Annotated in this window: 11 protein-coding genes, 1 tRNA gene and 1 pseudogene; 6 read left to right on the top strand and 7 right to left on the bottom strand. The window is 62.5% G+C overall.

Annotated elements, in window-relative coordinates:
• Positions 1-102 (top strand): annotated as a pseudogene (locus AABB87_RS07215) (ABC transporter ATP-binding protein); the annotation flags it as partial.
• A 90-nt stretch (positions 103-192) separates the two neighbouring features.
• Here the strand turns inward: AABB87_RS07215 and AABB87_RS07210 are convergent.
• From AABB87_RS07210 to AABB87_RS07200, 3 genes are all read right to left on the bottom strand, one after another.
• Positions 193-1,299, bottom strand: coding sequence for a Leu/Phe/Val dehydrogenase (locus AABB87_RS07210; protein ID WP_341970609.1), 1,107 nt, complete (start codon positions 1,297-1,299; stop codon positions 193-195).
• 111 nt (positions 1,300-1,410) lie between these two features.
• The gene (locus tag AABB87_RS07205) at positions 1,411-2,157 is read right to left on the bottom strand and encodes a 2OG-Fe dioxygenase family protein (protein ID WP_341970608.1); all 747 of its coding nucleotides are present in this window, start codon (positions 2,155-2,157) and stop codon (positions 1,411-1,413) included.
• 31 nt (positions 2,158-2,188) lie between these two features.
• Positions 2,189-3,226 carry a CDP-6-deoxy-delta-3,4-glucoseen reductase gene (locus AABB87_RS07200; RefSeq protein ID WP_341970607.1) on the bottom strand — a complete coding sequence of 346 codons (1,038 nt, stop codon included), beginning with the start codon at positions 3,224-3,226 and terminating at the stop codon, positions 2,189-2,191.
• Between the two features lie 106 nt (positions 3,227-3,332).
• Here AABB87_RS07200 and AABB87_RS07195 point away from each other — a divergent pair, with 106 nt between their 5' ends.
• A complete protein-coding gene (locus tag AABB87_RS07195) occupies positions 3,333-4,265 on the top strand; it encodes an SDR family oxidoreductase (RefSeq protein WP_341970606.1) in 933 nt (310 codons plus the stop codon).
• 38 nt (positions 4,266-4,303) lie between these two features.
• Here AABB87_RS07195 and AABB87_RS07190 read toward each other — a convergent pair whose 3' ends face one another.
• Together AABB87_RS07190 and AABB87_RS07185 are read right to left on the bottom strand one after the other, a co-directional pair.
• Complete coding sequence (locus tag AABB87_RS07190) at positions 4,304-4,885, bottom strand: rhomboid family intramembrane serine protease (RefSeq protein ID WP_058719909.1); 582 nt, start codon at positions 4,883-4,885, stop codon at positions 4,304-4,306.
• A 262-nt stretch (positions 4,886-5,147) separates the two neighbouring features.
• Positions 5,148-5,232 (bottom strand) — tRNA-Leu (locus AABB87_RS07185).
• Positions 5,233-5,329: 97 nt separating this feature from the next.
• Here AABB87_RS07185 and cysM point away from each other — a divergent pair.
• The 3 genes from cysM to AABB87_RS07170 all read left to right on the top strand — a co-directional run bounded on the left by cysM (position 5,330) and on the right by AABB87_RS07170 (position 7,088).
• Complete coding sequence (gene cysM / locus AABB87_RS07180; protein WP_341970605.1) at positions 5,330-6,253, top strand: cysteine synthase CysM; 924 nt, start codon at positions 5,330-5,332, stop codon at positions 6,251-6,253.
• A 2-nt stretch (positions 6,254-6,255) separates the two neighbouring features.
• Entirely contained in the window at positions 6,256-6,792 is a 537-nt protein-coding gene (locus tag AABB87_RS07175; RefSeq protein WP_341970604.1) for an NUDIX hydrolase, read from the top strand.
• Between the two features lie 68 nt (positions 6,793-6,860).
• Positions 6,861-7,088 (top strand): sulfurtransferase TusA family protein, encoded by a 228-nt coding sequence (locus tag AABB87_RS07170; RefSeq protein ID WP_058719906.1) that lies wholly within the window; start codon positions 6,861-6,863, stop codon positions 7,086-7,088.
• 128 nt (positions 7,089-7,216) lie between these two features.
• Here AABB87_RS07170 and galU read toward each other — a convergent pair whose 3' ends face one another.
• Complete coding sequence (galU, locus tag AABB87_RS07165; RefSeq protein ID WP_341970603.1) at positions 7,217-8,116, bottom strand: UTP--glucose-1-phosphate uridylyltransferase GalU; 900 nt, start codon at positions 8,114-8,116, stop codon at positions 7,217-7,219.
• A gap of 140 nt (positions 8,117-8,256) precedes the next feature.
• Here galU and AABB87_RS07160 point away from each other — a divergent pair, with 140 nt between their 5' ends.
• Positions 8,257-9,261 carry an NAD(P)-dependent oxidoreductase gene (locus AABB87_RS07160; RefSeq protein WP_341970602.1) on the top strand — a complete coding sequence of 335 codons (1,005 nt, stop codon included), beginning with the start codon at positions 8,257-8,259 and terminating at the stop codon, positions 9,259-9,261.
• On the opposite strand, the gene AABB87_RS07155 is transcribed toward AABB87_RS07160, so the two are convergent.
• On the bottom strand, positions 9,200-12,061 hold the full coding sequence (locus tag AABB87_RS07155) for a valine--tRNA ligase (protein ID WP_341970601.1): 2,862 nt from the start codon (positions 12,059-12,061) through the stop codon (positions 9,200-9,202). The two genes, AABB87_RS07160 and AABB87_RS07155, sit on opposite strands and share 62 nt — an antisense overlap.
• Positions 12,062-12,064 lie beyond the last annotated feature (3 nt).

Here is a 12,064-nt window from a genome sequence, read left to right as displayed (position 1 = left end):
AACCGCGGCTATGTGATGGAGTCCGGCGAAGTCACCATGAGCGGGGAGGGCATGAGCTTGCTCAATGACCCGAAGGTGCGCGCGGCTTATCTGGGTGAGTAAAGCTGATGGGTGAGGGGCTTGATGCCCTTCTGGCCCAAGAAAAAAGGCAGCCCGCAGGCTGCCTTTTTTTGTGCCTGAGTGTGATCAGACTCAGACGGGCTTGACGAGCTTGGAGCGAGCCCAGTCGTCGGCCACGCGAGCCGGGGTGGAGCCGCCCGATTTGACGCGGTCCAGCAACTCGGCCACGCGATCGCCGATGCGGCTGACTTCGGCCATCACAGCGGTTTCTTCGCCCTCGTTGCGGTACTCGCGTGCCACGCTGATGATGCCACCGGCATTGACCAGATAGTCGGGCAAATAGCAGATGCCGCGCTGCTGCAGGGCATCACCGTCGGCCACAGTGGCCAGCTGATTGTTGGCGGCGCCGGCGATCAGCTTGGCGCGAATGGTGGGCACGGTTTGCGTATTCAGCGAAGCGCCCAGGGCGCAAGGCGCCAGCACGTCCACATCGGCGCTGAGGATTTCCAGCACGCCCACGGCTTGGGCGCCCAGCTCAGCTTGGGCGCGCGCCACTTTGGCGGCGTCCACATCGGCCACCACCAGCTTCGCGCCAGCCTTGTGCAGGAACTCGGCCAGGTGCCAACCCACGGCGCCCAGGCCTTGCAGGGCCACACGCACGCCTTGCAGGGACTCGCGGCCCAGGTGCAGGCGCACACCCGCTTGGATGCTCACAAATACGCCCCAAGCGGTCTTGGGGCTGGGGTCGCCACCGAAGGCGCCGGCGCGCGGGATGCCGCTGACATATTGCGTTTGGGCTTGCATGCCCAGCATGTCGGCCGTGGTGGTGCCCACGTCTTCGGCGGTGATGTAAGCGCCTTGCAGGGACTCGACAGCGCGGCCAAAGGCGGCGAACAGGGCAGGGCGGTCAAAGTTGCCCGCCGGCTTGATGATGACAGCCTTGCCACCGCCGAAGGGCAGGTCAGCCAGGGCGTTCTTCAGGCTCATGCCTTGCGACAGACGCAGGGCGTCGTTCAGCGCAGCCAGCTCGTTGTCATAAGTCCAGAAGCGGCAGCCACCGAAGGCGGGGCCACGGGCGGTGCTGTGCACAGCCAGGATGGCTTTCAGGCCGGTCTGCTCGTCGGCGGCCAGCAGCACGCGCTCATGCGGGGCTTGGCCAGGCAGGCCGAACAAGGAGGAGGGGATGGAGGAGGCGGGCGCCGCGGCAATGGCGCGGGCAAGGTCGGTATGAGCGTTCATGAATGTCGAGTTGGCACTTGTGATGCGGATGCAAAAAGAGGCGAAAGCGCCTCTTGCGGCCCCTTCGCTTGTGGCGAGTGGGTGCCGGCAGTGTAATTTATGAGCGCTGGATTACGAGGACTGGAAGCCGCCAGCGCGCAAGGTGATGACCAGGGTGTCGCGCCAGCCGCGCTCGGCAACGGGCTGAATCGGCGTGGTTTCGTGAATCACACGCTCATCGTCCAGCAGCAGCAGGGTCCAGGGTGCGCCCATAGTGAAGCGCTGGCCCTGCGGCCCTTGGGCCTCGAAGACGCGCGACTCACCGCCCTTGATGCCTTGGCGATCTACCAGCATCACGGCCACCAAGTCGACGCCATCGCGGTGTGCGCCTTCGGGCGTGGGGCGGCCAATGCCGTCGGTGGTGTCGATGCGGAATTGATGGGCTTCGATGAACCAGGCCTGATCCGCCGGCTTACCCTTCAGCGCCGACGTAATGCGGGCCAAGCTCAGCAGCAGCGTCGACCAAGCGGGGTCAGCCAGCATGGCCGGCTCCATCGGCGCGAACCAGCGATCAATGCCGCCGTGCAAGGCGTTGTAGTCCAGCGGCTGCCAATGCGCACGGTGAGGCGCTTGCGTCAACTGCGAACCCTCGGCTACAAAACAGGCATGGCGGCGGAAACGGTAACGGCCACCGTCACGCAGATAGGCATCGGCAGGCAGGTCTTGCCAGAAGGGCTTGAGGCGGTCCAACTCGCTGCTGCTCAGGCCGATGGCTGCAGGCAGGCTTGTTGGAGCCAGCACGGTGTGGCCATCGGAGCGCAGCTCTTCTGAGAACGCTTCAGCCGATGCGTAGGGCGGTTCAAACATCATGGACGACAACTTCCGGAAAACGTCAAAGAAGTGAAGTCGCTCAAGCGGCGTGCTTGTCGGCTTCCGAGGTGAAGGAGTCGGCGTAGAACTCGTCCGCTGGCAAGCCGCACAGGGCGACAAAGTCGCGCTGAGCCGACTCCACCACGATGGGTGCGCCGCAGGCATAGACCTGGTGGCCAGACAGGTCGGGCAGGTCGCTCATCACCGCCTGGTGCACAAAGCCGCTGCGGCCTTGCCAGTCGTCCTCGGGCTTGGCTTCGGACAGCACCGGCACATAAGTCAGGTGAGGCATATCGGCAGCCGCCTGCAGGGCCCAGTCGTGCAGATACAGATCTGCCTTGCTGCGGCAGCCCCAGTACAGGGTGGTGGGGCGCGTCAGGCCCAGGTGTTGCATGCGTTCGATGATGGCCTTGATCGGCGCGAAACCGGTGCCGCTGGCCAGCAAGACGATGGGTTTGTCGCTGTCCTCGCGCAGGAAGAAGCTGCCGAAAGGGCCTTCCATGCGCAGGATGTCTTTCTCTTTCATCGTGCCGAACACATGATCGGTGAACTTGCCGCCGGGCATGTGGCGGATATGCAGTTCGATGGCGGCCGGCGTGCCAAGGTTGTGCGGCGCATTGGCCATGCTGTAGCTGCGGCGCGCGCCGTCGCGCAAGATGAATTCCACATACTGGCCGGCATGGAACTGGAAGTTCTGCGTGGCGGGCAGTTGCAGCTTGATGATGGCGACGTCAACGCTGGGTCGGCTCATGCTCAACACGCGGCTGGGCAGCTTGAGCACGGGGAACTCGCCCGCGCCAGGCACCGTGCGGGCTTCCAGCACGCAGTCGGTCTGCGGCGTGGCGCAGCAGGTCAGGATCAGGCCGTCGGCCTCTTCGGCCTCGGTCAGGGTCTTGGGCTGATGGGCGCCGTGAATCACACGCCCCTCCAGCAGGCGGCTCTTGCAGGAGCCACAGGCGCCGTCGCGGCAGCCGTAGGGCAGGCCGATGCCGCCGCGAATGGCGGCGCCCAAAATCGTTTCATCGCGCTCGACTTCGAAGGCGCGGCCGCTGGGTTGCACAGTGATTTGAAAATTCATGGCGTCGATCTTGGGGAATGCATTGCAGCAAAGAAAGCGGTCCGGCATGAGACTTGCGCTCAAGCCGGACCGTAAACTGGTGCGCTATTTTGCCTGAGCGCTGCGCATGCCTTTCAAGACCAAGTCCTCATCCTTTTGCCGGGATTCACGAGCCAAGCCTGCGCCGTCCTCTGCACCTCGGCTTTTGATCGTCGGCTGCGGTGATGTCGGTCTGCGTGTCTTGCGTTTGCTCCCCCAGCATTGGCACGTGATGGCCTTGAGCAGCAGCCCGGATCGCCATGCGAGCTTGCGCGCAGCCGGAGCCATTCCGGTGCTTGGCAATCTGGATCAACCCGAGACCTTGCGGCGTTTGGCTGGCTGGGCGGATCGCGTGCTGCATCTGGCGCCACCGGCCGCACTCGGCAGCCGCGATCTGCGTACGCGCAATTTGCTGCAGGCGCTCGCCCGCAGAAGCTTGCCGACTCGCTTGGTTTACGCCAGCACGAGTGGCGTCTACGGCGATTGCCAGGGCCAGCGTTTTGATGAGACTCGACCGACCGCAGCGGCCAGCGATCGCGCGCAGCGCCGGGTTGATGCCGAGCGGCAATTGCGCGAGTTCGGACGAGGCTTTGGCGTGGCGATGACGGTGTTGCGAGTTCCTGGCATTTATGCCTCGGACCGTGTTGGCGGCCATCCGCGCGACCGCCTGAAGCGCGGCACACCAGTGCTGCGGCGTGAGGATGATGTCTACACCAACCATATCCACGCCGATGATTTGGCACGTGCTTGCGTCAGAGCACTCTTTCAGGGCCGGCCGCAGCGCTTGGTGCATGTCTGCGATGACAGCGAGCTTTTGATGGGCGACTACTTTGACTTGGCGGCTGATTTGTGCGGCTTAGCTAAGCCTCCGCGTGTTAGCCGCGCCGAAGCCAAAGAGTTGCTGTCGCCGATGCAGATGAGTTTTTTGAGTGAGTCGCGGCGCCTGATCAACCACCGCTTGAAATCGGAGTTAGGGCTGCGTCTGCGCTATCCGCTGCCGCAGGATGGTTTGTTGGCTTAAAGCTTGACCGGGCCTGGAATGGCTTTGGTCAAAGCCCATTAACGCCGCCGAGGCGTGCGCCAGTAACGAATCAAGAGCCAAGCGCCCAACATGCCGCCCAGGTGGGCGAAGTGAGCCACGCCTCCGCCGTTATTGAAAACGCCCAGCAGCAACTCCAGCGCGCCGAAGATGGCCACAAAGTACTTGGCCTTCATGGGGATGGGCGGGAACAGCGGGACGATGATGCGGTCCGGGAACAGCATGCCGAAGGAGAGCAGCAGCCCGAACAAAGCGCCGGACGCACCGACCGTAGGCGCCATCGAGCCCATCAAGAAGGTCACCAGCAACTGCACCAAGGCAGCAGCCAAAGTGCTGGCCAACAGAATATGGGTGTAACGCTTGGCGCCCCAGACACGCTCCAACTCCGAGCCGAACATCCACAGGCCCAGCATATTGAAGAAGAGATGCCACTCGCTGCCATGCATGAAGGCATAGCTCAAAACCTGCCAAGGCATGAAGTTGCCCGACATCAGGGGCCAGAGCTCAAACCATGGGCGTAGGCCGGGCACCAGATAGAACACACAGTAGAGGCCGACGCAGGCCAACATGAAGGCTTTGGTTACCGAGGGGATCGGGGGCATGAAGTCTGTTCTCTGGCTGCTTGCGGCTGGCGTGAGCCGGCATAGCATCGTTGCGATTCGCAGAGTGTAAGCGCAACATGAAAATGACCTGGGCGGCTTGCGTTAGCGCAAGTGCGGGGTATGCCGCGGGGCGTGACGGCAGCCTAGCTCGGGCCCAAATCCAGACGCAAAAAAACCACCTCTGGTAAAACCAGGGTGGCTTATTGCCTTGATTCAGCGCAGCGACTTCCAACGGTCTTCAGTATTAACTTAATACTGCGTTTGGTGCCCCAAGCCGGACTCGAACCGGCACACCTTGCGGCGGGGGATTTTGAGTCCCCTGCGTCTACCGATTCCGCCATCGGGGCTGACCGGTCAGAAGCATTGCTGCTGAAGCACATGATTATGCCATGCTTTTAAAGCACTCTCAAGAAAATTTCTAAATTGACTGACACAATGCTTGGCATGAGCAAGAACACAAGCGCCCCCAAGTACCAGACTCTGGAAGATGTCATTGGCAACACACCCCTGATCAGGCTGCAAAGACTGATCAGCCCCGAGATCGCCGCGCGCGGCAATGTGGTGCTGGCCAAGCTGGAAGGCAACAACCCCGCCGGCTCGGTGAAAGACCGCCCAGCCATCAGCATGATCCGGCGCGCCGAAGAGCGTGGCGAGATCAAGCCCGGTGATGCCTTGATTGAGGCGACGTCGGGCAACACTGGGATTGCGCTGGCCATGGCCGCTGCGATTCGCGGCTACCGCATGATTTTGATCATGCCGGAAGACCTCTCCATCGAACGCGCCCAAACCATGAAGGCCTATGGTGCAGAGCTGATCCTGACCCCGCGGTCCGGCGGCATGGAATATGCCCGCGATCTGGCTGAGCAAATGCAGCGCGATGGCAAGGGCAAGGTACTCGATCAGTTCGCGAACGAGGACAACCCCCGCATTCATTACGAGACCACCGGTCCTGAGTTGTGGCGCGACACCGGCGGGCGCATCACTCACTTCGTCAGTGCCATGGGCACGACCGGCACGATCACCGGAGTCTCCCGCTATTTGAAGGAGCAAAGCGCTGACATTCGCATCATCGGCGCGCAGCCGGCTGAGGGCTCGCGGATTCCTGGCATCCGCAAGTGGCCCGAAGCCTATTTGCCCAAGATCTATCAGCCGCAGTCTGTAGATGAGTTGGTGCTGGTCAGTCAGGCAAATGCCGAGGACATGGCCCGGCAAATGGCGCGCGAAGAAGGCTTGTTTGCCGGCATCTCGGCGGCGGGTGCGTGCTGGGTGGCTCTGCAATTGGCACGTTCGGTTGAGAACGCCACCATCGTGTTCGTGGTCTGTGATCGCGGTGATCGCTACTTGTCTACCGGCGTGTTCCCGGCCTGAGCATGGATACGCCAGACGCCAGCTATCGTTATTGCCCGCAGTGCGCTGCCGCACTGGCCTGGTTGGCCAGAGAGGAAGACGGTGGGCCGAAAACGCGGCTGCGTTGCCCGCAGTGTGAGTTCACCCATTGGAATAATCCCACGCCGGTGCTGGCGGCCGTGATCGAGTGTGTGGACCGCGAGGGTCAGGTCTTGCTGGCGCGCAACGCGGCCTGGCCGGGCCGTTTCTTCGGCTTGATCACCGGCTTCATGGAAGCGGGTGAAACGCCGGAAGAGGGCTTGCGGCGCGAGATTGCCGAGGAGACCTCACTGCGAGTCGATGCCTTGAATCTGCTCGGCGTCTGGGACTTCCAACGCAAGAACCAACTCATCGTGGCCTACCATGCGCAGGCGCGAGGCGAGATCACACTCTCGCCCGAGTTGGCTGAGTACAAGCTGATCGCGCCTGAGAAGCTGCGCTGCTGGCCGCAAGGCACGGGGCAGGCCTTGGCGACTTGGTTGCGTTCGAAGGGCATCACGCCGCAGTGGATGGAATCCTGAATCTTGCTGGCGGGGCGGCTCTGATTTGAGCCTCGGTCGCTTGCTCATGCAAAGTCTAAAATAGAGCGATGGACGTACACAAAGAACTCGACACCCGGGGCCTCAACTGCCCCTTGCCCATCTTGAAGGCCAAAAAAGCCTTGGCTGAGATGGAAAGCGGCCAACTGCTGAAAGTGGTGTCCACCGACCCCGGCTCGCTGCGCGACTTCAAGGCTTTTGCGCGCCAGACTGGTAATGAGCTGGTCGATCAGTCGACCGAAGAGGCTGAGTTCATTCACGTGCTCAAGCGGCGCTAAAAAAGCGCGCTGCTGCTGGTGATGAGGTTCGGTGCTGAGTGCCAGCTTTGAATGCCAGCACTGTGCAGGAGCATAAAAAAAGGGTCGTGAATTCACGACCCTTTTTTGTTGGCTAACTCGCCAGTTGATCAGATGTCGAGTCCACGCAAGAAGTCGCGGAAGCCAGCGCCCAGTTGCGGGTGGGCCAGGGCCAGTTCCACATTGGCTTGCAAGAAACCTTCCTTGCTGCCGCAGTCATAGCGCTTGCCTTCGTAGGCGTAGGCAAACACTTTTTCGCGGCGCAATAGGCCGGCAATGCCATCGGTGAGTTGGATTTCGCCGCCCACGCCACGCGGCTGATTGGCGATTTCGTGGAAGACGCCGGGCGTGAGGATGTAGCGGCCCGCCACGGCCATGCGCGAGGGGGCATCTTCCGGCGAGGGCTTCTCCACGATGCGGCTGACGTCCATCACCCGCTCATTGACTTGGGTGCCGGCCACGATGCCATAACGCCGAGTGTGCTCGGCAGGCACTTCCTGCACCGCGATGATGGAGGCGCGCCAGTCCATGAACTGTTCCACCATCTGCGCCAGCACCGGCCGGCCATTGCTCGGGCCCACCATCAAGTCGTCGGCCAGCAGCACGGCGAAAGGCTCATTGCCAACCAGACGCTGAGCGCACAAGACGGCGTGGCCCAGTCCAAGCGCTTGCGCCTGTCGTACATAGACACATTCCATGTCGTCGGGCTTCACGGAACGGACAACTTCGAGCAATTCTGCCTTTCCCGCCTGTTCGAGGGCTACCTCCAACTCGAAAGTCATGTCAAAGTGGTCTTCGATCGGCCGCTTGTGGCGGCCGGTGACGAAAATCATCTCGCGCACGCCAGCGGCATAGGCTTCTTCCACGGCGTACTGGATCAAGGGCTTGTCCACCACCGGCAGCATTTCTTTGGGTTGTGCCTTGGTGGCCGGCAGGAAGCGGGTGCCGAGGCCGGCAACCGGAAAGATAGCTTTAGTGACACCTGAACTTGCTGCTGATCTGATTGCCATATCCCTGTACTTTCTATCACTCAAATATTGATGCTGACTTCTGACTGCTTAGTGCCTGATGCCCGAAACCATGGATTCAACGCGAGCATTGTGGCATGCAGATTTTCGGGTTCGCTGGCATTACAACATTGCGCCGTGACATGAGTTTGCTGATTCTTGAGCCGCTGGAGACCGAAGTCCTGCAATGGCTGTCTGAGCGGCAGAATGTGCGGTTTGCGCCTGAGTTGGTGGGTCAGTCGGCGGCCCTGCGGGATGCATTGCACAGCACACGGGCTTTGATTCTGCCGCCCAGCGTGGCGGTGGACGCGAGCCTGCTGCGCGCCGCGCCGCGGCTGCGCGTCTTGGGGCGAATGAGTGCGGGCGGTGAAAACATCGATCATGAAGCCTGCCGCGCCGCGCGCGTGGAGGTGATCCGCAGTGCCACGGCCACCGGCAATGCCGAGGCTGAATTCATCATCGCGGCTTTGCTGAGTCTGCTACGGCGCGTGCCAGTGCAGTCCAGCGAGGGCATGTGGGTCGGGCGCGAGCTGGGCTGCGCCACGATTGGCTTAATTGGCATGACTTCAGCGGCGCGCATGTTGGGTCAGTTGCTACCGGCTTTTGGTACCCGCGTGGTGGGCTATGACCCCAGCTTGCATCAGAGCGACCCGCTGTGGGCGCAGTGGGGCATCGAGCCTTTGCCGCTTCGTGATCTGATGAGCCAGAGCGATGGCGTCAGCGTGCAGTTGGCCTATTTCCCGCGCTACCGTGGTTTGCTGGGGGAGCGGGTGTTGAGCTTTGCGAAGGCCAATCAGGTGCTGGTGAGCATTGGCCACTCTGCTTTGATTGACGATGCGGCTTTGGCAGACGCCATGGCCAGCGGCCGCATCCTGGCGGCTTGGCTGGATAGCCTGGAGCCCGGCTTGCAAGAGCCTGGCCGACCCCTGCACGGGGTGGCCAGCTTGCAGGTGACGCCCCGGCTGGCGGGCACGACGCGTGAATCGCGAACCCGCGCGGCCTGGGGCGTGGCGCGGCGCATCGATGAGATGCTGGCCGCGGCGCCAGAGCCGGCTGCAGAGTTCCGCAGCCGGGACCTGACGACGCCTACTTCGCTTGAAGTGCCAACTGAGCCAGCTGCGCTTTCAGGCGCACGACGGTGGCGCTGAACTCGCTGATGCGCTGACGTTCCTGCGCCACCACGGCGGCGGGCGCGCGCGCCAGAAAGCTCTCATTGCCGAGCTTGGCTTCGGCCTTGATCACCTCGCCCTCCAGGCGGGCCACTTCCTTGGTCAGCCGCGCGGTTTCGGCGGCCACATCGATCTCCACATGCAAGGCCAGGCGGGCATCGCCATGCACCAGCACTGGCGCGGCGGCGCTGGCGGCCGAGAAGGCGGCTTCGTCGTCGAAGATCTTGACCTCGCTGAGCTTGGCCAGCACCTTCAGGAATGGCGCTGCCTCGCGCAGGAAGCGGGTATCGCCGCCCACCAACAGCGGCACGCGGTCCGAGGCTGGCAGGTTCATCTCGCTGCGCAGGCTGCGGCAGGTGCCCACCACGGTTTTGAGGGAAGCGACCCAGGCATCGGCCACCGCGTCGATGCGTTCGGGCTGAGCCTGCGGGTAGGCCGCGTTGACGAGGTAGCTTTCCACCTCAGCCGCCTTGCGGCCGGCCACCGGCGCCACGGTCTGCCACAGCTCTTCGGTGATGAAGGGGGCGATGGGGTGCAGCAGGCGCAGCACTGTTTCCAGCACGCGGATCAGGGTGCGGCGGGTGGCGCGCTGCTGGGCTTCATCGCCCTGGGCGATTTGCACCTTGGCGATTTCAAGATACCAGTCGCAATACTCGTCCCAGACGAAGGAGTAGACGGCGTTGGCCACATTGTCCAGGCGGTACTCCGCAAAGCCCTGTGCCACGGCCATTTCAACGCGCTGCAGTTCGGAGCTGATCCAGCGGTCTGCCTGGCTGAAGTTCAGGTAGCCATGGGCTTGGCCGCCGGGCGCGCATTGCTCCTTGCTGTGCTCCATCAGGCCGCAGTCTTGGCCTTCGCAGTTCATCAGCACAAAGCGGGTGGCGTTCCAGAGCTTGTTGCAGAAGTTGCGATAGCCTTCGCAGCGCTTGGTGTCGAAATTGATATTGCGGCCCAGCGATGCGTAGCTGGCCATGGTGAAGCGCAGGGCATCGGCGCCGTAGGCGGGCATGCCTTCGGGGAACTCCTTCTTCACCCGGGCGGCCACCTTGGGGGCGGTTTCGGGCCGGCGCAGACCCATGGTGGATTTGGCCACCAGGCGGTCCAGATCCACGCCTTCAATCAGGTCCACCGGATCCAGCACATTGCCTTCCGATTTGCTCATCTTCTGGCCTTGCGAGTCCCGCACCAGGCCGTGGATGTAGACATGCTTGAAGGGCACCTTGCCGGTGAAGTGCTTGGTCATCATGATCATCCGGGCGACCCAGAAGAAGATGATGTCGTAACCCGTGACCAGCACGGTGGAGGGCAGGAACAAGTCCTGCTCCAGCGTCTTGGCCGGCCAGCCCAGGGTGGAGAAGGGCACCAGGGCGGAGCTGTACCAAGTGTCCAGCACGTCTTCGTCGCGCGTCAGCGTGCCGGTGTAGCCGGCTGCTGCGGCCTTGGCTTTGGCTTCGTCTTCGTTGCGCGCCACGAACATCTCGCCGCCTTGGCCGTACCAAGCCGGGATCTGATGGCCCCACCAGAGCTGACGCGAAATGCACCAGTCCTGGATATTGCCCATCCAGTGGTTGTAGGTGTTGATCCACTGCTCGGGGAAGAACTTGACATCGCCGCTGGCCACCGCGTCGATGGCGCCTTGGGCGATGCTGCTGCCATTCTTGCCGGGCTTGTTCATGGCCATGAACCACTGATCGGTCAGCATGGGCTCGATGATCTGGCCGGTGCGCTCGCAGCGCGGCACCATCAGCTTGTGCTTTTTGACTTCCACCAAAAAGCCTTGCGCTTCCAGGTCGGCAACGATCTTCTTGCGTGCGACAAAACGGTCCAAGCCGCGATAAGCCTCGGGCGCCTTGTCGTTGATCTTGGCGTCCAGGGTCAGCACGCCAATCATCGGCAGATCATGGCGCTGGCCCACCGCATAGTCGTTGGTGTCATGCGCGGGCGTGACCTTGACCACGCCGGTGCCAAACGCTCGGTCCACATAGTCGTCGGCGATCACCGGGATGGTCCGGTCGCACAGGGGCAGGGTGACTTGTTTGCCGATCAGGGCCGTGTAGCGCTCGTCTTCCGGATGCACCATCACGGCCACATCGCCCAGCATGGTTTCGGGGCGGGTGGTGGCCACCACCAAATCGCCGCTGCCGTCGGCTATTGGGTAGCGGATATGCCAGAGGAAGCCGTCTTCCTCTTCGCTATTGACTTCCAGGTCAGAAACGGCGGACTTGAGCACCGGATCCCAATTGACCAGGCGGTTGCCGCGGTAGATCAGGCCTTCGTCAAAGAGTTGCACAAAGGTCTCGGTCACCACGCTCGAGAGCTTCTCGTCCATGGTGAAGTACTCGTGTTCCCATGACACTGAGTCACCCATGCGGCGCATCTGGCCGGTGATGGTGTTGCCTGACTCTTCTTTCCACTCCCAGATGCGGGCGACAAAGTTCTTGCGGCCCAGCTCGTGGCGGGTCTTGGCGCCTTCTGCGCCCTTGTCGGCCAGTTGCCGCTCCACCACGATTTGGGTGGCGATGCCGGCGTGGTCGGTGCCGGGCACCCACAGGGTGTTGTGGCCCAGCATGCGGTGGTAGCGCGTCAACGAGTCCATGATGGTCTGGTTGAAGGCGTGGCCCATGTGCAGCGTGCCAGTCACATTGGGCGGCGGCAGCTGAATGCTGAAGGACTCGCGCGTGACGTCCAGCGTGGGCTTGTAGAGGCCTTTGGCCTCCCACAGCGGGCCCCAATGGGCTTCAAGGGCGGCGGGCTCAAACGATTTGGCGAGTTCGGTCATAGG

The organism is Roseateles sp. PN1 (assembly GCF_038419725.1).
Taxonomy (GTDB): domain Bacteria; phylum Pseudomonadota; class Gammaproteobacteria; order Burkholderiales; family Burkholderiaceae_C; genus Paucibacter_A.
The sequence above is the reverse complement of the archived record's forward strand: the minus strand, read 5'-3'. Positions and strand labels throughout refer to the sequence as shown.

What these genes read in the sequence shown, in the direction of transcription:
- AABB87_RS07155 (WP_341970601.1), bottom strand. Translation starts at nt 12,061, where the DNA reads ATGACCGAACTCGCCAAATCGTTTGAGCCCGCCGCCCTTGAAGCCCAT.
- AABB87_RS07195 (WP_341970606.1), top strand. Translation starts at nt 3,333, where the DNA reads ATGCCTTTCAAGACCAAGTCCTCATCCTTTTGCCGGGATTCACGAGCC.
- galU (WP_341970603.1), bottom strand. Translation starts at nt 8,116, where the DNA reads ATGGCAATCAGATCAGCAGCAAGTTCAGGTGTCACTAAAGCTATCTTT.
- AABB87_RS07210 (WP_341970609.1), bottom strand. Translation starts at nt 1,299, where the DNA reads ATGAACGCTCATACCGACCTTGCCCGCGCCATTGCCGCGGCGCCCGCC.
- AABB87_RS07200 (WP_341970607.1), bottom strand. Translation starts at nt 3,226, where the DNA reads ATGAATTTTCAAATCACTGTGCAACCCAGCGGCCGCGCCTTCGAAGTC.
- AABB87_RS07170 (WP_058719906.1), top strand. Translation starts at nt 6,861, where the DNA reads ATGGACGTACACAAAGAACTCGACACCCGGGGCCTCAACTGCCCCTTG.
- AABB87_RS07175 (WP_341970604.1), top strand. Translation starts at nt 6,256, where the DNA reads ATGGATACGCCAGACGCCAGCTATCGTTATTGCCCGCAGTGCGCTGCC.
- AABB87_RS07160 (WP_341970602.1), top strand. Translation starts at nt 8,257, where the DNA reads ATGAGTTTGCTGATTCTTGAGCCGCTGGAGACCGAAGTCCTGCAATGG.
- AABB87_RS07190 (WP_058719909.1), bottom strand. Translation starts at nt 4,885, where the DNA reads ATGCCCCCGATCCCCTCGGTAACCAAAGCCTTCATGTTGGCCTGCGTC.
- cysM (WP_341970605.1), top strand. Translation starts at nt 5,330, where the DNA reads ATGAGCAAGAACACAAGCGCCCCCAAGTACCAGACTCTGGAAGATGTC.